The organism is Mycobacterium sp. NPDC050551 (assembly GCF_040674075.1).
In the GTDB taxonomy this organism is placed as follows: domain Bacteria; phylum Actinomycetota; class Actinomycetes; order Mycobacteriales; family Mycobacteriaceae; genus Mycobacterium.
In genome coordinates this window covers 92,212-110,356 of the sequence record NZ_JBFARC010000002.1, presented here as the reverse complement: position 1 = coordinate 110,356, position 18,145 = coordinate 92,212, and the positions used below count along the sequence as shown (strand labels likewise).

The window sequence follows — 18,145 nt, the reverse complement described above, 5'->3', positions numbered from 1 at the left end:
CTGGATGTGCTCTGCCGCGATCCCTCAGCCGGGGAGCGATCGTGGCAGCCCGAACGATGGCAGCACGTCGTTGTCGAAGCGGGTCAACGCGCAGATCCGGTCGCCCGAGACAGTGAGGACGAGCAGGCCCGCCCCGTGGCGGATGCCGCCGACGGGGGTGCGGAGGTAGGCCCCGAATGCCAACTGGCCATTGGCCCGCGTCGGCATGAGGTCATATCTCGGCCCACGGCCGAAGATGCTGGCGTAGAAGCGTGCCACGACGTCGCGGCCGTGGTACTCGAGCGGAATCGGTGGCATGGACACGGAGACGTCGGCGGTGAGCATGGCGACCAGCTCATTGACGTCACCAGACTCGTACGCGCGCACGAACTTCGCCACCAGCTCCCGCTCGGCGGGGGAGTCGGGAGCGGGTGGCGGGGTGTCCTCGCCTCTCGGCGGTAGGCGCCGCTGCAGCGTGCTACGGGCTCGTTTGAGCGCGCTGTTGACCGAGTCGACGGTCGCGCCCAGCATGTCGGCTACCTCGTCGGCGTGGTATCCGAGCACCTCGCGCAGGACGAGCACCGCCCGCTGGCGGGCCGGCAGGACTTGCAGCGCGGTCACGTAGGCAAGAGAAATGGCTTCGGTCTGCTCGTAGCGAGCCTCCGGACCCGGCTGCGTGTCGGCCGCACCCTCGAGGAGAGCGTCGGGAAAGGGCTCCAGCCAGACGATTTCGCCGAGCCGACTCGGCTCTGGCAGTTGGATCTCGGAGATGTTCCACTCCTTTGCCGGCCGGCGTTTGGCCGAGCGAAGCGCGTCAAGACACCGGTTGGTGGCGATTCGGTAGAGCCAGGTGCGGATCGAGGCGCGTCCCTCGAACCGTTCGATTCCCTGCCAGGCGGACAGCAACGTGTCCTGCAGGGCATCCTCGGCGTCCTGGAAAGAACCGAGCATCCGGTAGCAGTGCACCAGCAACTCTCGGCGGTACGGCTCGGTCAGCGTCTGAAACGCATCGCCGTCTCCGGCCCGCGCCCTGGTGATCAGCTCGGTCGTCACCCCGCGTCACCACTTCGCCCTCGCGTCACGGCACTCCCTCTGATTGCACCTACACAAGCATCGACGCCGGCCTGGCCGCCAACTGGGCGCACAATCCGCGCCCAGTTTCTCAGTGTCGCTGCGCCTACATCTTCGACAGTTCGAAATCGCTCAGTAGGAGGACGCATGACCATCTCAGACAAGGCGGTTCTGGTGACCGGGGCCAATCGCGGAATCGGACGGGCACTCATCGAGGAAGCCCTGGCGAGAGACGTGAAACGGGTGTACGCCGCCGCGCGTGCGCCGATGACGCACCCTGATCGACGCGTCACACCCTGACCCTCGACGTGACCAACGCCGCGCAGATTCGGAGGGCTGTCGATGACGTCGAATCTCTCGACGTCCTCATCAACAACGCCGGCCTGGCGCTGTACGACGACCTGAGCGATCCCACCGCGCTCGAACAGCAACTCGCCGTCAATCTCTTCGGCACGTACGGCGTGACCCGGGCCTTTCTGCCGATGCTCACTCGTTCCCGCGGAGCGATCGTCAACGTGGGATCGGTGACGGCGCTGGCCGCGCTGCCGGTCATACCGGCCTACTCGATCTCCAAAGCAGCCGTCTTCAACCTGACGCAATCGCTGCGCGCTCTCTTGGCCGGACAGGGCGTGAGCGTCCACGCCGTTCTGGCCGGCCCGGTGGACACGGACATGTCCCGAGACCTCGACATACCGAAGGCTTCCCCGGAGTCCGTTGCACGCGCCATCTTGGATGGCCTGCATATCGGGGAGGAAGACATCTTCCCCGATCCGATGTCGCAGTCAATGGCCGAGAGCTGGCGCAGCAGCGCGGCCAAAGCGCTCGAGCGTCAATTCGCGGCACTCCACAACGCACAGCCAGTCACGTCGTGATCAGAGGCCAGACTGCGAAAGTCGGCCCTACCTCCAGCGCCCAGTTCTCGGCTCGGCCGCAGTCAATACAGATAGGCGAATTCATGAGACTCGAAAGGCAGAAAACGCAATGAACACACCACCGATCGTGTCGGCGCAGGAGTGGGAGGCTGCACACCAGCAGCTGCTCGTCAAGGAGAAGGAGATCCTGCGCGCCCGAGACGCGCTGGCCGCCTCGCGTCGACGGATGCCATGGCTGCCCGTGGACAAGCACTACGAATTCGACGGGCCCAACGGCCGGGCCACTCTGCACGACCTGTTCGACGGACGCCGTCAACTCATCGTCTACCGCGCCTTCTTCGAACCCGGCGTGCACGGATGGCCCGACCATGCCTGCCGCGGCTGCTCCATGGTCGCCGACAACATCGGTCACGTCGCCCACCTGAACGCCCGCAACACCACGCTCGTGCTGGTTTCACGCGCACCGCAGGCCGACATCGAGCGGGTGAAGGCGAGGATGGGCTGGCGGATGCCGTGGTACACGCTCACCGACGACTTCGACGTCGACTTCGGGGTGGACCAATGGCACGGAACCAACGCGTTCGTCCGCGATGGCGACACCGTGTTCCGCACCTACTTCGTCAACAACCGCGGCGACGAGTCCTTGGGCAGCACGTGGAGCTACCTCGACATCACCGCCCTCGGGCGCCAGGAGAATTGGGAAGACTCACCCGACGGCTACCCGCAGACCCCGCCCTATGAGTGGTGGAACTGGCACGACGAATACGGTGACCCCGCCTCGTCGTCCGAGGAATGGAAGCAACGGTCGGCTGCAGCACAGGCCATGCTGCGCACAGATCCGAAGGCCGTCGCCACGTGATCGACAGCGCCGCCGCCTTCGGGCGCAGAGCGTGTGCAGTACTGGCAGCGTGTTCGGCTGTACTGCACGGCGTTGCGCTCAGGCACGCGACGAGCGTCTCTGCGACCGCGCTGATCGTGGTGATGCTCGTTGCGTGCTTGCTCTGCGCGCGTGACCTGTGGACGCGCGGCACGCTGCGGGCCTGGGTCCTGGTTGCGCTGATGAACCTCGCCATGATCGCCGGCCACGCCCCTGTGTCAGCGACGCATCACCACGGGGGCGGTGTCAACGCGGTTGCTTCAGTGCACCATTCGACGGTCATGACCCTGGCTACCGCACTCGCGGCGGTCGAGGTCATCGCCGCCACCGCGGTGCTGTACTACCGTTCCCGCGCACTTCGGCCCGGCCGGTCAGCTACGGGCGAACACGGGCTGAGCTCGCACCGTGCTTCGGTACTGTCATCGAATGATCGTCACACGCGAAATCACCTATGAGGCCGACGGATTGACGATGATCGCGCACTTGGCGCAGCCGTCTGGCACGGGCCCCTCGCCGGCTGTGCTCATCGGACATGACGGGATCGGACTCGAGGACTATCAACGCAGCCGCGCCGACATTCTCGCCGAGCACGGTTTCATCGCCCTCGCGATGGACTACCACGCCGGCCAGACGTACTTCGGCGACCCGCAAGGGATGCTGGCTCGTGTCATGCCATTGCTGGCCGACCCGACCCGTATGCACGCGATCGGCCGTGCCGCGCTCGACGTCCTCCTCGATGTACCCGGCGTCGACCACGACCGGCTCGCCGCGCTCGGCTACGGCGCGGGCGGCTCCATCGTGCTGGAGCTCGCCAAGGCCGGGGTTTCTTTCAAGGCATTGGCCGCGATCCATCCAGGCTTGCCCGCTGCCCGTGCCGAGGTGTGGCCCGACGTGGGCGGCGCCTTCCTGCTCTGCACAGGTTCTGAAGACCCACTGTGCACGCCCGCTCAACTCATGGAGTTCGCGAGTGGACTTCAGAACGCCGGGGTTGACTGGCGCGTGAACATCTACGGCGGAGCCGAGCACGCTTTCTGGGCCGACCCCCACCAACTTGTCGACTCATCTGCTCCCACGGTGCCCGGCGTAGGACACCACGCTCCGTCGTCGAGGCGAGCGTGGCAGGCGGTACTGGACCTGCTCGATGAGGTATTCGCTGCGGAGAGTAGTCAGTAGTCATGACCGGCTCGCTGTGGTGGGACCTGGCGATCGGTCTCGCCGGGGCACTGGTGCTGGCGTGGCTCGCACTCGTCATCGCCCTGATGGTCGTGCGGCCCCGCGGCGGGCTGCTGCGCGAGGCGCTGCGCATACTGCCCGACGCGCTGCGGCTCATCCGCCGCCTCGCCGCAGACGAAACACTGCCTCGCGGCGTACGGGTGCGGCTGGCGCTGCTGCTGATCTACCTCGCGCTGCCGTTCGACCTGATCCCTGACTTCATCCCGGTACTCGGATATGCCGACGACGCGATCATCGTCGCCGCGGTGCTGCGCAGCGTCGTGCGCCGCGCCGGGATCGATGCCGTCCGGGCGCACTGGCCCGGCAGCGAGGACGGGTTCGCCGCGCTTGTCCGCCTCGCCGGACTGGGACGCGCCGACGCCTGACCCATTCTTGGCCACGACCGTCGCCGAAACGAGAGAGCTAGAAGGCTGCGCCGGGGTTGAGGATGTTGGCCGGATCGAGCGCCGCCTTGATGCGCTGATTGAGCGCCATCACGTCGGGCCCCACCTGACCCGCCAGCCACGGCCGCTTGAGCCTGCCGACGCCATGCTCGCCGGTGATCGTGCCGCCCAGGCTGATCGCCAGGTCCATGATCTCGCCGAAGGCGGTCTGGGCCCGCTGCGCCATGTCGGCGTCGGCGGGGTCGAACACGATCAGCGGGTGGGTGTTGCCGTCGCCGGCGTGCGCGATCACCGAGATCATCACGTCGTGCTGGGCGGCGAGCTTCTCGACTCCGGCGACCAGGTCGGCCAGCGCGGGCAGCGGCACCCCGACATCCTCCAGCAGCAGCGACCCCTTGGCCTCGACGGCCGGGATGGCGAAGCGCCGCGCCGCGACGAAGGCCTCACCCTCGTCCGGGTCGGCGGTCGAGAACACCTCCGTCGCACCGTGTTCGGTGAACACCCGGGCCATGTACTCGGCGTCCTCGGTGCCTGCCGCGCCGCGGTCGTCGGACGCCGCGACCATCATCGCCGCGGCGTTGCGGTCAAGGCCCATCTTGAGCTTGTCCTCGACGGCATTGACGGCGACGGCATCCATGAACTCGAGCATCGACGGTCGGATCTTCCCGGTGATCTCGACGACCGCGTCGGCAGCGGCCGCCACGGAGTTGAACGAGGCGACCACCGTGCTGGCCACCTTCTGAGGCGGCAGCAACTTCAGGGTGACCTCGGTGATCACGCCGAGCGTGCCCTCGCTGCCGACGAACAGCTTCGTCAGGCTGAGGCCGGCGACGTCCTTGAGCCGCGGACCGCCGAGCCGCACCGCGGTGCCGTCGGCCAGCACCACCTGCAGGCCGAGCACGTAGTCGGTGGTGACGCCGTACTTCACGCAGCACAGCCCGCCCGCGTTGGTCGCGATGTTCCCACCGATGCTGCAGATCTCGTAGGACGACGGGTCCGGCGGGTACCAGAGGTCGTACTCGGCCACCGTCTTCTTCACCTCGGCGTTGAGCAGGCCGGGTTGCACGACGGCGGTGCGGGTGACGGGGTCGACGGTGATGTCGCGCATCTTCTCGGTGGACAGCACGATGCCGCCGTCGAGCGCGGTCGCCCCGCCCGACAGTCCGGTGCCCATGCCGCGCGGCACCACCGGCACGCCGTGCGTGCTGGCCCACCGCAACACCGCCTGCACCTCCTCGGTGCGGCGCGGCCGGACCACCGCCAGCGCGGTGCCCGCTGCGGGGTCGGCGGCGCGGTCGTGACGGTAGGCGGCGACGACGTCGGGATCGGTGACGACGACGCCGTCGGGCAGTTCGTCGACCAGTTCGGCAACCCGCTGATCGGTCATGGGAGAGATGCTACGAGTCGTCATGAGGGCACCATCCAGGACAACACCGGCGAGGCCTGCAGCGCCGACAGCGCACACAGCAGCACCAGGAAGCCCAGGCTCCACAGGACGACCCGCCGGAAGATGTCGCCCTCCTTGCCGTCGAGGCCCACCGCCGCCGCGGCGATCGCCAGGTTCTGCGGGGAGATCATCTTGCCGAGCACGCCGCCGGAACTGTTCGATGCGGCCATCAGCACGTCGGACAAGCCGGCTTGGTTCGCGGCCGTCACCTGCAGCGCGCCGAACAGCGAGTTGGCCGAAGTGTCCGATCCGGTGACCGCGACACCGAGCCAGCCCAGGATCGGCGACAGCAGCGCGAACGCGCCACCCGTGCCGGCCAGCAAGGTGCCGAGGGTGATGGTCTGTCCGGACAGGTTCATCACGAACGCCAGGGCGAGCACCGTCATCACGGTGACGATGGCCCAGCGGAGTTGATGCAGCGTCACCCCGTAGGCCTTCAGCGCCCGTGCCGCCGAGAGCTTCAGCGCCACCATGGTGAGCACGCCCGCGATCAGCATCTGCGTGCCCGGGGTGGTGAGCAGGTTGAGGTTGAACTTCGTCAGGCTGGACGGGTCGCCGTCGGCGTCGACCACGTTGAGGCCGGGCCAGGTGAAGGCGAAGGTCGCCGAGTCGAGCAGGCTCTTCACCGCGGGGATCTGGCAGATCACGAAGACCCCGATGATGATCCCGTACGGCGCGTAGGCCTTGACGACGTCGGCGCGGGAGTCGTTCACGTCATGGTCGGCGTCATCGCCGATGCCCGCCGCGGGGGGCGGCTCACCGGGGCCGGTCGCGCCTGCGGTCACCGGAGTCTCCGCGGGCTCGGTGTAGGCGTGCCGCGGCCGCCACACCCGTACCAGCACGACCACCGCGGCCGCCGAGAGCAGCGCGGCCACGACGTCGGCCAGCGGCACCGAGACGAAGTTCGACGTCGCATACTGCGCGACGGCGAACACCAGGCCGCACACCACTGCGGCAGGCCATGTCTCGCGCATGCCGCGCCTGCCGTCCACGATTGCCACCAGGGCGAGCGGCACGAACAGCGCCAGGAGCGGCGTCTGTCTGCCGACCATCGCGCCGAGCGTGTCGACGTCCAGCTCGGTGACCTTGCCCAGTGTGATGATCGGCGTGGCCATGGCGCCGAATGCCACGGGCGCGGTGTTGGCGACCAGCGCCAGCACGGCCGCCTTCAGGGGCCGGAAGCCGAGCGCCATCAGCATCACCGACGTCACCGCGACCGGGGTGCCGAAGCCGGCGAGCGCCTCGATCAACGCGCCGAACGAGAACGCGATGATGATGGCCTGGATCCGCTGGTCGTCGCTGACCGAGCTGAACGACCGCCGCAGCACGTCGAAATGCCCTGTCTCGACCGTCATCTGATACACCCAGATCGCATTGATGACGATCCACAGGATGGGGAAGAAGCCGAATGCCGCGCCCTCGCTACCGGCGAGCAGGGTCTGGCCGACCGGCATGCCGTAGACGAAGACCGCGATCGCGATGCTGACCGCCAGCGAGATCAGCGACGCCTTCCACGCGGTCATCTTCAAGGCGCCGAGCAGGACGAACAACAGCAGCAGAGGTATCGCCGCCACGACGGCGCTCCACGCAAGGGAACCGGCGACTGGATCGAGAACCTGCTGATACACGGCTCACCTCGGGGTGTGGTGTGGGTCACAACCCCGGGTGGCTACCCGCTTCGGCGGTCACGGTAAACGCAATTCAGCCGGCCAGGGCCGCGGCGAACTGCACGCCGTCGACGAAGGTGTCCTTGCGGGCGACCCGCCAGTCGTCGGTGACGGTGACGAGGTCCATGCAGTCCCAGCGGGCCGGGCGGCCGTCAGGTCCCGTACACGTCAACGTCCAGTCCAGCATCCAATGCCGCGGGCCGAATTCGGTGCGGTGCACGACGAAGCCGAAGTCGGGCAGCGCGGCGAACATGTCCGCGAACGCGTCCCGCACCGCGGGGCGTCCGTCGACCGCGGGCCTGCCGTGGTGCAGCCAGAACCGGGTCTGCTCGGCGTGCAGCGCCACGATGGCGTCTGGGTCGCGGCCGGCCCATGCGGCGACGTACCGGTCGTACAGCTCGGCGAGTGACTGTGGCGCGCTCATCGGACCTCGAACACCCGGTAGTGCACCTCGCTGAGAGAGGCCTGGTTGATCGCGACCGTGTGGACGGCGTTGATCCACCGGTAGCGCTCGTCGTCGGTGTCGAACAGCGGGGTCGAGTGCGCCACCATCTCGTCGTGCCGGATCAGTTCGCCCGCGGCGAATCTCGTCGCGGCCTCGGGCGGCATCTGCACCCGTCCGGTGCAGGTGAGGTGGATGAGCGCACCGTCGTCGGTGCGCATGGTCGCGCGCACGTCGAGGCGGGCGACACGGTCGCTGCCGAAGAGGATCCAGTCGCCGCCACCGGGCAGGATGTCGCCGGCGATGCGTGGGCCTTCGCAGCGGCCGTGCCGGACCACGTAGGTGAAGCGGGTGCCGACCGGTGTGTCGAAGATCTGGACGGGATCGAATTCGATCCGGATGTCCAGCAGGTGTTCCAGCGTCGGGGCGATGCCGATGTCGGTGAGAGCGGTTGTCATGGCGGGCCTTTCGTCACAGGGGTCGGATGGCGGAGGGGAACAGCGGTGCCAGGTGGTGCGGGTCGAGGAAGTCGATGCGCGGATCGGTGATGTCGAGACGGCGCAGCATCAAGCGGGCGACGGCGTCGTCGGACCCGGCGATGCGGCACTCCCTTGCGGCGTCGGCCCCGCGGATCCAGCGGTCGCCGGTCCAGGTGACGGACAGCGTCGCCGACGGTGCGGCCAGCGTGAAGGCACACGCCGACGCCTCGAGCGGTTCCGCCTGTCGCAGCAGGTAGTGCTCGCCGAAGCCGAACAGCGCAGTGCGCGTGGCGTCGGAGAACGGCACGATGCCCCGCCCTGTCGCGACCTCGAGATCGTTGCGGTGCACCCCGAATTCGACGATCAGGCTCTTCAGCGCGGCGGTGACGGGATAGGGACCGAAGGGCAGCGGGATGGTCGGCCACGTCTGCGGGCCCCGGGTGATCGCGCCGACGAGGTGCTCGACGGCGGTGCGGACGACGCCGGCGCGATCGGTGCCGTCGAGGTCGACGTCGCCCGGCGGTGACGGGACGCCGAAGCGGGCCCGGTGGAACGCCTCGGCGTCACGAACGATACCGACCGCGACATGGGTGGCGAGGTCGTCGATCGTCCAGTCGGCGCACGGCGTGGGTGCGCCTCGTCCGTCGGGATGCACGGTGTCCAACCGGTCGGCGAAGGCGAGCGCCTCTGCGGTGACGGCGTCGGCGAGGGGGAGCAATGAGGGCATTTCTGCAACGTAACCACTTTGCTTGGAAATAACAAGTATGCGCTTGGACAAGTCAAGTTGCGGCTAGGATGGCCGGGTGCCCAATCGCTCCTACGGCCAGCACTGCGCCGTGGCAAAAAGCCTCGACGTCGTCGGCGACCGCTGGACGCTACTGATCGTGCGCGAACTCCTCGACCGCCCACAGCGTTACGGCGATCTGCTCAGCGGGCTGGCGCCGATCGCCACCGACATGCTGGCCGGGCGGCTGCGCGATCTCGAACGGCACGGGCTGGTGTTCAAGCGGGAACTGCCGAAGCCGGCGTCGGGCAGCGTGTACGAACTCACCGACCACGGGCGGGCACTCGAAGACGTGATCGACGCGCTGGCGCGGTGGGGCCGCCCGCTGCTCGCCACCCGCGAACCGAGAGCGGTGGTGCGCCCGCAGTGGCTGGCCCGCGCGCTGCGCGCCTACCTGCGGCCGGACCGCGGCGGCCCCGACCTCGTCGTGCGTCTCGCCACGCCCCAGGGCGGCACCACGATGCGCATCACCGCCGAGACGGTCGAGGAGGAACCCGACGACACCGTCGCCGACGTCATGCTGACCGGAGACATCGAGGTGCTGGGCGCCGCACTGGACCCAGACCAGGTGCCCGGGCTGATGTCGGCGGGCCGCCTGCACGTCGGCGGAGAGCCCGCCGCGGTCCGCCGGTTCGCCAAACTGCTGCTGCCGCAGCGGGTCTAGCCGCGTTCGGCAACCGGCGCCCGGTCCAGCTCGCGTAGTGCGGGCAGGAACACGGTCACGACGCCCAGCAGCAGCATCGGCACCGACAGCGCCAGGAACGTGACGTGCAGGCCCGCCGAGTCGGCGAGCGGTCCGGCCAGGATCAGTCCGAGCGGTCCTGCGGCATAGGCCAGCGAGCCCATCACGCCGACCACCCGGCCGCGCAGGTGCTGCGGCGCCTTGGTCTGCATGACGTAGTTGTAGATCGGGGCGATCGGCCCGTAGACGAAACCGACGATCGCCGACAGCACCAGGATGATCGGCAACGGCGGCAGGAAGGCGATCACCGTCATCGCCACGCCGAGCGTGAGCAGCGCGGTGAGCATCACCGCGCGCCGGGACATGTGCCGGGACAGCACCGCGTAGCCCAGCGCGCCGATCAGCCCGCCGATGCTCAACGCCATCAGCACCCAGCCCAGCTGGGCCGGCTCATCGCGATCGGTGAAGTACTTGGGGAACAGCACGCTCTCCATCGGCATGTACAGCCCGGTCGCGGCGAGGTCGACGAACGCCAGCGTGCGCAGCACCGGTGTGTGCCATACGAATCTGAGTCCCTCGACGATTCCCGCCCACACCCCCTCGGGCAGCTCTGCCCGGTCGGGCGTGCCCGCACCTTCGAGCCGCAACACCGTGATCGCGGCGATCGACAGCAGGAACGCCCCCGCCGTCACCCACATGGTGTTGACCCCGCCGAGTGTGGCGATCAACAGTCCGCCGATGCCCGGGCCGACGATGTAGGCAAGGTTGAACGCCGCTTCGTAGACACTGTTGGCGCGGTCCAGCGTCCAGCCCGCCCGGTGTGCGGCCTCGGGCAGCATCGTCTCGCGGGCGGTCATGCCTGCGGGGTCGAAGAACGCCCCGAGGGCGGCAAGGCCCGCCAGCACGCCGACGTTGATCACCTCGACGCCGAACGACAGGGCGAGTACCGGCACGGCGGCGACCGAGATCGCCGACAGCGCATCGGAGATCATCGACACCCTGCGCCGGCCGAGGTAGTCCACCGCGGCGCCCGCGAGCAGCGTGGCCACCAGCAACGGCAGCGTCCCCGCCATCGCGACGATCGAGGCGTCCACGGCAGAACCGTTGCGCTGCAACACCAGCCACGGGAAGGCGACCATCGAGATGCCGTTGCCCGCACCGGCGGTCAGCGCCGCGAACAGGATGAGGTGGAGCGGACCGCGCGAAGTGGTGATCATGGGGTATCGCGGCCGAATCTAGCAGCGCGGGCACCGCCGCGGCGACGGGTTTTCCGGCTCGGGCACAGTGGAGTCGTGCCACTGCCCCATCCACGTACCGGAGCGCTCTTCGACTCCCCGGTGCCACCCGGCTCGGGTTGGCCCGGTGACCCGGCGACCACGCACACCGCGGTGGCGTCGTCCCCGGCGCAGGTGGTGTCGATGGCCGCGGCGACCGGGACGCTCGACGAGCTCGACGCCGTCGTGTCGGTGTGCCGGGCCTGCCCGCGGCTCGTCGAATGGCGCGAGGAGGTGGCCGTCACCAAGCGCAAGTCGTTCGCCGGCGAGCCGTACTGGGGCAGGCCGATCACCGGCTGGGGTGCGGCGCGGCCTGCGATCATGGTCGTCGGCCTGGCCCCCGCCGCACAGGGCGGCAACCGCACCGGCCGGGTGTTCACCGGGGACCGGTCCGGTGACTTCCTGTTCGCCTCGCTGCACCGCACCGGCCTGGCCAACCAGGCGACGTCGGTGGACGCCGCCGACGGGCTGACGCTCCTGCACACCCGGATGGCGGCCGCGGTGCGCTGCGCCCCGCCCGGCAACGCGCCGACTCCCGCGGAACGGTCGGCGTGTGCGCCGTGGCTGGACGCCGAGTGGCGGCTGGTGAGCGCCGACGTCCGCGTCGTCGTCGCGCTCGGCGGGTTCGCGTGGCGGGCGGCGCTGCAGATGGTGCGCACCGGCGGCGGCACCGTCGCCACCCCCGCGCCGGTGTTCGGGCACGCCGTCACCGCCCGGCTGACTACCCCGCACGGCCCGCTCGCGCTCATCGGCTGCTATCACCCCAGCCAGCAAAATACGTTTACCGGCAGGCTCACTCCGGCCATGATGGACGACGTTTTCATTCTGGCGAAACGGGAGGCGGGACTGTAGATGGCGCACGTGCTGGTGTCCGGGGCGAGCGTGGCCGGCACCGCGGTCGCGTACTGGCTGCACCACAACGGCCATGCGGTCACCGTCGTCGAGCGGCACCCGGCGCTGCGACCTGGTGGGCAGGCGATCGACGTCCGCGGTCCCGCCCTCACGGTGCTCGACCGGATGGGCTTGCTGGCCGATGCACGGTCGCGCGCCACCGACTTCCGCGGCATGTCGGCCGTCGACGCCGCCGGAGCGGAGATCTCCCGGGACACCGAGAAGACGGCCACCGGCGGGGTGATCGGCAACGCCGACATCGAGATGCTGCGCGACGACCTGGTCGAGCTGATCCATGCCGCGACGCCGGACGTCGAGTACGTCTTCGGTGACAGCATCACCGCCGTCGACGACCACGGCGATGCGGTCGCCGTCGAGTTCGCCGACGGCCCACCACGCACGTTCGACCTCGTCGTCGGCGCCGACGGGCTGCACTCGGGTGTTCGCAGGCTCGTCTTCGGGCCGGAGGCGGGGTTCCTCAGGCGGATGGGGGCGTACCTCGCCATCTGCACCACCGGCAACTTCCTCGGACTGTCCCGCTGGCAGACCTGGTACTCGATGCGGGAACCGGTGCTGTTCTGCGGCCTCTACAGCGTGCGCGACGACACCGAGGCCCGGGTGATGTTCGGCTTCCTCGACCACGACCTCGAACTGGACTACCGCGACGCCGCCGCGCAGCGCGCCGAGATCGAACGGCGGTTCGCCGGCAGCGGCGCCTTCGCCGACCGCCTGCTCGACGAAACCCGCGGCGCCGCCGACTTCTATTGCGACGAGTCGGCGCAGATCGTCATGGACACCTGGTCGCGCGGGCGGGTCACGCTCGTCGGCGACGCCGCGCACTGCGCGTCGCCGCTGTCCGGCCAGGGCACCAGCCTGGCGCTGCTCGGGGCGTACGTGCTGGCCGGGGAACTGTCGGTGGCCGACGGCGATCACGAGCGCGCCTTCGCCGGCTACGAGTCGACGCTGCGCAGGCACGTGCTGGACACCCAGGCACTGGCGTTCGAGGACAGCAGCGACGACGCCACGTGGTGGGAGCGGTTCTATCCGGTCATCAATTCGTTCACACCGAAGGACTATCCCGGTGTCGCGGCGCGTTGAACTTCGTGTGCAGCTCTCCGTACTCGACCTCGTACCGGTGCGCACCGACCAGACCACGTCGGACGCGCTCGCGGCCACCACCCACCTCGCGCAGACCGCCGACCAGCTCGGATACACCCGCTACTGGATCGCCGAGCACCACAACATGCCCGCCGTCGCGGCCACCAGCCCGCCGGTGGTGATCGCGCACCTCGCCGCCCTGACCCAGCGGGTCCGGCTGGGCTCGGGCGGGGTGATGCTGCCCAACCATGCGCCACTGGCGGTGGCCGAGCAGTTCGCGCTCCTCGAAGCGGCCCACCCCGGCCGCATCGACCTGGGCATCGGGCGGGCGCCGGGATCCGATCCGGTGACGTCGATGGCGCTGCGCGGCGCCGCCGGGCGGGACGACCGCGACATCGAGGCGTTCCCGCAGTACCTCGACGACGTCGTCGCGCTGATGGGTGCGCGCGGCGTGCGGGTTCCGCTGCCGCGTGACCTGATGCGGGAGAACTACGTGCTCAAGGCGACGCCTGCAGCTGCCAGCGAGCCGCGGCTGTGGCTGCTCGGCTCGTCGATGTACTCGGCGCACCTGGCGGCGGCCAAGGGCCTGCCCTACGTGTTCGCCCACCATTTCTCCGGCCAGGGGACCAGGGAGGCGCTGGCCGCCTACCGTTCAGAGTTCCGGCCCAGCGAGCTGGCGGCCGAACCGGTGACGTTCCTGACCGTCAACGCCTCGGTCGCCGAGACCCGCGACGAGGCGATGGCGCTGCTGCTGCCGAACCTGCACATGATGGCGCGGCTGCGCACCGGGCAACCGCTGGGTCCGCTGGAACTGGTCGAGGACGCCGAGCAGATCCGGTTCGGCCCCCGCGAGCAGGCCGTGGTGGATCACGGACTGGCCCGCGCGGTGGTGGGGTCACCCACCGAAGCGGCCGATCAGGTCCGCGCGCTGGCCGAGGAGTTCGGCGTCGACGAGGTGATGGTCAACCCGGTGGCCTCGGCTCGTCGCGGCACCGACCCCGCGAGCGCGCCGGGCCGGGACACGACGCTCGAACTGCTCGCGAAGGAACTCTTCTAGCCGCGCGGCGTCAGCACGACCACCGGGATCGGCCGGGTGGTCCGCTTCTGGTAGCCGATGTAGCGGTCCTTGTTGCCCTTCATGTTGTTGACGATCGGCCACAGCCGGGTGAACTCGGGATCGTCGGGGAAGACGGCGCGGGCGGTCGCCGGAATTCGCTTGGGTCCGACGTTGATCTCGACGTCGGGGTTCGCCTTGAGGTTGTGGTACCAGCCCGGCGCCCGTGGTTCGCCACCCATCGACGCGACCACCAGGTAGTCGTCACCGTCGCGTGCGTAGCTCAGGGTGTTGGCCCGCTGCTGGCCGGTCTTCGCGCCGATGGTGTGCAACAGCAGGTTCGACGGGCCACCCGGGATGGTGTGCCCGACGCGGCCGTTGGTGGCCTTGTAGAGCTTGTCGTGCAGCAGCAGTAGGCGGTATCCGATGTTCTTTTCCCACCACGGCATGCCCATGGCTCAATCCTGCCCCGCCGAGTCGAGTTGTTCCAGCGCTTCGCGCAGAAGACGGCCGCTCTCTTCCCGGTCCGGGTCGCGGCGCAGCAGCATGCCCTTGGCGAACGACAGCTTGTCGCCGTCGCGGCGGGGCAGCACGTGCAGGTGGATGTGGAACACGCTCTGGAAGGCGGCCTTGCCGTCGTTGATGGCGATGTTGTTGCCGTCGGCGTGCAGTCCGGAGGCGCGCGCCGCCCTGGCGATGCGCTGACCGATGGTCGCCATGTCGGCGACGGTCTGCGGCGGCGTGTCGGTCAGGTCCACCAGGTGGCGCTTCGGAAACACCAGGGTGTGACCGCGGGTGAACGGGCGGATGTCGAGGATCGCCAGGTAGTCGTCGTCCTCGTAGATGCGGATGGCGGGGGCCTCGCCGGCCACGATGGCGCAGAACACACAGGACATCCCGCCACGCTAGCGGGGGACCGTCAGATGTTGCCCTTCGCCCACTCGGCCAGCCGCCGGTCGCGCTCTTCGGCCGAGACGTCCTCGACGCGGGTCATCACCGCCCACCGCTGACCGAACGGATCGAGGATGGACGCGAAGCGGTCCCCGGTCACGAAGGTCTGGATCGGTTCGCGGATCGTCGCGCCTGCGGCCTCGGCCCGCGCGACGACCGCGTCGGCGTCGGGGCAGTACAGCACCAGTGAATGGGTGACGGACTCCGAACGCGGCGGCGCCTGGAGCTGGTAATCGGTGTTCGGGTCGCCCAGCTGCAGCCGGCCGTTGCCGAAGTCCAGCTCGGCGTGCGGGACGGTGCCGTCGGGGCCGTCCATCTTCTCGACGATCGCGGCGCCGAACACCTCGACGTAGAAGTCGATCGCCTTCGCGGCGCCGTCGATCACCAGGAACGGGGTCAGGCTGGTGTAGCCCTCCGGAATGGGTTGGACGCTCATGGCTTCGAGTTTCGTAGGTTGGTGGGCATGGGCGCTTGGAAAAACACGCCAGCGACCCCGATCCGCGGGTTGGTCGGGCGGGCCGCGTCCGCGGCGGCGTTCGACCTGCACCGCTGGGCCCCGTCAGACGGCGCCGCCCGGTTCGTCGAGCACTTCTGGTCGGTCACCTGGGACCTGCGCGGTCGCCCGTCCTTCGACAGCACGGTGATCACCTTCCCGTCGATGCACCTCACCCGCGAGTGGGGCACCGACGGCGCCCGGCACGGGCACCCGCTGCCTGCCGTGCTTCTGCACGGCGTGGTGGACCGCGTGTTCCAGGTGACGATCGCCGAGTCGGGTGCGGTGGTGGGGGCGCGGTTCCGCCCGGGTGGCTTCGTCGCCCGGTTCGGCGGCGACGCCGCGGCACTCACCGGCCGCGTTCGGCCGGTGCGCGAGTTATCGGGTGCCGCACTCGATCTCGTGGACGACGTGGCGGAGTCGGGCCGGCTGCTCGACGAGGTGATCGCCGCCGATCCCGGCCCGGTGGATCCGACGTTCGTCGCGCTGTGCGACCTGGTGGACAGGATCCGTGACGACGCCGCGCTGCATCGCGTCGAGCAGGTGATGGCGGTGTCGCCGTGGAGCGCCAGGACCACGCAGCGGGTGTTCCGCCGTTACGTCGGGGTCCCGGTGAAGTGGGTGTTGTGCCGGTACCGGTTGCAGCAGGCGGCACTGGAGATCGAGACCCGGCGTGGCGTCGACTTCGCCGACCTCGCCGTCCGGCTCGGGTGGTACGACCAGGCACACTTCATCAACGACTTCCGCTCGATGCTCGGCTGCACCCCGGGCGAGTACGCGTCACGGCACGGCGGATGACCGCTCAGCCGACCGCCCGCCGCCACGCCGCCAGCTTGTCGGCGTAGCGCATCGTCTGCGCAGGACTGGTCGACGGTGCCCGCACGTAGGACAGGTCGGGCGGTGCCGACACCAGCCGCTGGAAGTTCTGTTCGGCCGCGGCGCCGTTGAACACCACCCGCGCGATCGACGGCTGCCCAGCGAAGAACGCCGGGAAGTCGTTGGCCACCATGCTCGTCCGTTCGACGGCGGAGTCCAGGCTGCCCGCCCGGCGGCAGGAGCGCAGCACGTCCCACACGGCGACGCCATGACCCAGCAGGGCGGCCACCCGATCGTGGTATCCGGCGTCGGCGTCGAATCCGAAGAGGTCCCCGGCGATGCGCCAGAAGGCGTTGCGCGGATTCGCGTAGTACTGCCGCGCGCCGAGCGACAGCACGCTCGGCATGTTGCCGAGCACCAGTAGCCGCGGGCGCGCTCCGACCAGCGGCGGGAAGCCGTGTGACACCGGTGTGGTCATGTGTGCTGTATAGCAACCAGGGCCGGCGGTATACCTTGGCCGGGTGACCGACGAGGTGGACATCGAAGCCTCGGGGCTGCTCGACGGCCTGGAGGGCAGGGCCCGGGCCGAACGCGCGGAACTGATCGAGTGGCTGCTCGAACGGGGCATCACGGTGGCCGAGATCGCCGACGCCTCCGCGCCGACGGTGCTGGCGTCCCGCCGGTTCATCGGCGACGACGGCACGTACGTCTCGGCGCGGGAGACCAGCGAGAAGTTCGGGATCGACCTCGAGCTGTTGCAGCAGGTGCAGCGCGCGATGAGTCTGCCGCGGGTCGACGATCCGGATGCCGCAGTGCACATGCGCGCCGACGCCGAGGCCGCCGCGCATGCCCAGCAGTTCATCGACCTCGGCCTCACGCCTGAGCAGATCGTCATCACCGTGCGCCAGCTGTCAGAGGGACTGTCGCGGGCCGCCGAGGTGATGCGGGCGGTCGCGCTGGCCGCGGTGCTCAAACCCGGTGCGACGGAACTGGACATCGCCAAGGGATCCGAGGCGCTCACCCGCGAGATGGCACCGCTGCTCGGGCCGATGATCCAGGACATGCTGATGCTGCAGCTGCGGCACACGATGGAGACCGAGGGTGTGAGCGCGAGCGAACGGGCCGAGGGGCGTCCGTTGCCCGGTGCCCGGGTGGTCACGATCGCGTTCGCCGACCTCGTCGGTTTCACCCGCCTCGGTGAGGCGGTGCCACCCGAGGACCTCGAGCGGCTGGCGAACCGGCTGGCCGACCTCGCCCGCGACGTCGCGGTGCCGCCGGTGCGGTTCATCAAGACGATCGGTGACGAGGTGATGCTGGTCAGCACGTCGGCGGCGGCGCTGCTGAATGCGGTGCTTGATCTGGTCGACGCCACCGAATCCGACGACGACCTGCCGTCCCTGCGGGTCGGTCTGGCGACCGGTCCGGCGGTCAGCCGTGCGGGGGACTGGTTCGGCAGTTCGGTGAACCTCGCGAGCCGGGTGACGAGCACCGCCCGCCCGGGCGCGGTGCTGGCCGCGGAGTCGACCCGCGATGCGATCGGCGACGACGGGCCGTTCGCCTGGTCTTTCGCCGGCGGCCGGCATCTCAAGGGCATCAAGGACGAGGTCAAGCTCTTCCGCGCCCGCCGCGCGGCGGGCGATGCCTCGTGACGG

The 18,145-nt window shown here is 69.5% G+C and carries 23 protein-coding genes; 12 read left to right on the top strand and 11 right to left on the bottom strand.

Going from position 1 to position 18,145, the window contains the following annotated elements; translation table 11 throughout:
* Positions 1–24 precede the first annotated feature (24 nt).
* A complete protein-coding gene (locus tag AB0K11_RS07160) occupies positions 25–1,032 on the bottom strand; it encodes a sigma-70 family RNA polymerase sigma factor (protein WP_364974087.1) in 1,008 nt (335 codons plus the stop codon).
* Positions 1,033–1,197: 165 nt separating this feature from the next.
* Between AB0K11_RS07160 and AB0K11_RS07155 the strand changes: the two genes are divergently transcribed.
* The 6 genes from AB0K11_RS07155 (at position 1,198) to AB0K11_RS07130 (ending at position 4,397) form a co-directional block, all read left to right on the top strand.
* The gene (locus AB0K11_RS07155) at positions 1,198–1,350 is read left to right on the top strand and encodes a hypothetical protein (protein ID WP_364974084.1); all 153 of its coding nucleotides are present in this window, start codon (positions 1,198–1,200) and stop codon (positions 1,348–1,350) included.
* A gap of 8 nt (positions 1,351–1,358) precedes the next feature.
* The gene (locus tag AB0K11_RS07150; protein WP_364974082.1) at positions 1,359–1,922 is read left to right on the top strand and encodes an SDR family NAD(P)-dependent oxidoreductase; all 564 of its coding nucleotides are present in this window, start codon (positions 1,359–1,361) and stop codon (positions 1,920–1,922) included.
* Positions 1,923–2,031: 109 nt separating this feature from the next.
* Positions 2,032–2,781, top strand: a complete 750-nt coding sequence (locus AB0K11_RS07145) for a DUF899 domain-containing protein (RefSeq protein ID WP_364974079.1) — start codon at positions 2,032–2,034, stop codon at positions 2,779–2,781.
* On the top strand, positions 2,778–3,254 hold the full coding sequence (locus AB0K11_RS07140; RefSeq protein WP_364974076.1) for a hypothetical protein: 477 nt from the start codon (positions 2,778–2,780) through the stop codon (positions 3,252–3,254). The genes AB0K11_RS07145 and AB0K11_RS07140 overlap by 4 nt, the downstream gene beginning before the upstream one ends.
* Positions 3,226–3,972 carry a dienelactone hydrolase family protein gene (locus AB0K11_RS07135; RefSeq protein WP_364974074.1) on the top strand — a complete coding sequence of 249 codons (747 nt, stop codon included), beginning with the start codon at positions 3,226–3,228 and terminating at the stop codon, positions 3,970–3,972. Before AB0K11_RS07140 ends, AB0K11_RS07135 begins: the two co-directional genes overlap by 29 nt.
* A gap of 2 nt (positions 3,973–3,974) precedes the next feature.
* Positions 3,975–4,397: a YkvA family protein gene (locus tag AB0K11_RS07130; protein ID WP_364974071.1), complete on the top strand. Its 423-nt coding sequence runs from the start codon at positions 3,975–3,977 to the stop codon at positions 4,395–4,397.
* A 37-nt stretch (positions 4,398–4,434) separates the two neighbouring features.
* On the opposite strand, the gene AB0K11_RS07125 is transcribed toward AB0K11_RS07130, so the two are convergent.
* From AB0K11_RS07125 to AB0K11_RS07105, 5 genes are all read right to left on the bottom strand, one after another.
* Positions 4,435–5,802, bottom strand: coding sequence for an FAD-linked oxidase C-terminal domain-containing protein (locus AB0K11_RS07125; protein WP_364974069.1), 1,368 nt, complete (start codon positions 5,800–5,802; stop codon positions 4,435–4,437).
* 20 nt (positions 5,803–5,822) lie between these two features.
* Complete coding sequence (locus tag AB0K11_RS07120) at positions 5,823–7,490, bottom strand: L-lactate permease (protein ID WP_364974066.1); 1,668 nt, start codon at positions 7,488–7,490, stop codon at positions 5,823–5,825.
* A 73-nt stretch (positions 7,491–7,563) separates the two neighbouring features.
* Complete coding sequence (locus AB0K11_RS07115) at positions 7,564–7,953, bottom strand: nuclear transport factor 2 family protein (RefSeq protein ID WP_364974063.1); 390 nt, start codon at positions 7,951–7,953, stop codon at positions 7,564–7,566.
* Complete coding sequence (locus AB0K11_RS07110; protein WP_364974061.1) at positions 7,950–8,429, bottom strand: DUF3237 domain-containing protein; 480 nt, start codon at positions 8,427–8,429, stop codon at positions 7,950–7,952. The genes AB0K11_RS07115 and AB0K11_RS07110 overlap by 4 nt, the downstream gene beginning before the upstream one ends.
* A 13-nt stretch (positions 8,430–8,442) precedes the next feature.
* On the bottom strand, positions 8,443–9,177 hold the full coding sequence (locus tag AB0K11_RS07105; RefSeq protein WP_364974058.1) for a maleylpyruvate isomerase family mycothiol-dependent enzyme: 735 nt from the start codon (positions 9,175–9,177) through the stop codon (positions 8,443–8,445).
* 76 nt (positions 9,178–9,253) lie between these two features.
* Here AB0K11_RS07105 and AB0K11_RS07100 point away from each other — a divergent pair, with 76 nt between their 5' ends.
* A complete protein-coding gene (locus AB0K11_RS07100) occupies positions 9,254–9,898 on the top strand; it encodes a helix-turn-helix domain-containing protein (protein ID WP_364974055.1) in 645 nt (214 codons plus the stop codon).
* Here AB0K11_RS07100 and AB0K11_RS07095 read toward each other — a convergent pair.
* On the bottom strand, positions 9,895–11,133 hold the full coding sequence (locus tag AB0K11_RS07095) for an MFS transporter (RefSeq protein WP_364974052.1): 1,239 nt from the start codon (positions 11,131–11,133) through the stop codon (positions 9,895–9,897). The genes AB0K11_RS07100 and AB0K11_RS07095 overlap by 4 nt on opposite strands.
* 75 nt (positions 11,134–11,208) lie before the next feature.
* Here AB0K11_RS07095 and AB0K11_RS07090 point away from each other — a divergent pair, with 75 nt between their 5' ends.
* The 3 genes from AB0K11_RS07090 to AB0K11_RS07080 are packed head-to-tail and all read left to right on the top strand — an operon-like array spanning position 11,209 to position 14,236.
* Positions 11,209–12,042: a uracil-DNA glycosylase gene (locus AB0K11_RS07090; protein ID WP_364974049.1), complete on the top strand. Its 834-nt coding sequence runs from the start codon at positions 11,209–11,211 to the stop codon at positions 12,040–12,042.
* On the top strand, positions 12,043–13,179 hold the full coding sequence (locus AB0K11_RS07085; protein WP_364974047.1) for an FAD-dependent monooxygenase: 1,137 nt from the start codon (positions 12,043–12,045) through the stop codon (positions 13,177–13,179).
* A gap of 7 nt (positions 13,180–13,186) precedes the next feature.
* Positions 13,187–14,236: an LLM class flavin-dependent oxidoreductase gene (locus tag AB0K11_RS07080; protein ID WP_364976637.1), complete on the top strand. Its 1,050-nt coding sequence runs from the start codon at positions 13,187–13,189 to the stop codon at positions 14,234–14,236.
* Here AB0K11_RS07080 and AB0K11_RS07075 read toward each other — a convergent pair.
* From AB0K11_RS07075 to AB0K11_RS07065, 3 genes are read right to left on the bottom strand one after another with little or no spacing between them, the layout of a single operon-like run.
* On the bottom strand, positions 14,233–14,688 hold the full coding sequence (locus tag AB0K11_RS07075) for a nitroreductase family deazaflavin-dependent oxidoreductase (RefSeq protein WP_364974044.1): 456 nt from the start codon (positions 14,686–14,688) through the stop codon (positions 14,233–14,235). The two genes, AB0K11_RS07080 and AB0K11_RS07075, sit on opposite strands and share 4 nt — an antisense overlap.
* A gap of 3 nt (positions 14,689–14,691) precedes the next feature.
* Complete coding sequence (locus AB0K11_RS07070) at positions 14,692–15,129, bottom strand: HIT family protein (protein ID WP_364974042.1); 438 nt, start codon at positions 15,127–15,129, stop codon at positions 14,692–14,694.
* A gap of 23 nt (positions 15,130–15,152) precedes the next feature.
* The gene (locus tag AB0K11_RS07065; protein ID WP_364974040.1) at positions 15,153–15,620 is read right to left on the bottom strand and encodes a VOC family protein; all 468 of its coding nucleotides are present in this window, start codon (positions 15,618–15,620) and stop codon (positions 15,153–15,155) included.
* Positions 15,621–15,647: 27 nt separating this feature from the next.
* Between AB0K11_RS07065 and AB0K11_RS07060 the strand changes: the two genes are divergently transcribed.
* Entirely contained in the window at positions 15,648–16,475 is an 828-nt protein-coding gene (locus AB0K11_RS07060; RefSeq protein ID WP_364974038.1) for a helix-turn-helix domain-containing protein, read from the top strand.
* Between the two features lie 4 nt (positions 16,476–16,479).
* Here the strand turns inward: AB0K11_RS07060 and AB0K11_RS07055 are convergent, their stop codons facing one another.
* Positions 16,480–16,971 carry a DNA-deoxyinosine glycosylase gene (locus AB0K11_RS07055; protein WP_364974036.1) on the bottom strand — a complete coding sequence of 164 codons (492 nt, stop codon included), beginning with the start codon at positions 16,969–16,971 and terminating at the stop codon, positions 16,480–16,482.
* A 43-nt stretch (positions 16,972–17,014) separates the two neighbouring features.
* Between AB0K11_RS07055 and AB0K11_RS07050 the strand changes: the two genes are divergently transcribed.
* On the top strand, positions 17,015–18,142 hold the full coding sequence (locus tag AB0K11_RS07050; protein ID WP_364974034.1) for an adenylate/guanylate cyclase domain-containing protein: 1,128 nt from the start codon (positions 17,015–17,017) through the stop codon (positions 18,140–18,142).
* The last annotated feature ends 3 nt before the right edge of the window (positions 18,143–18,145 follow it).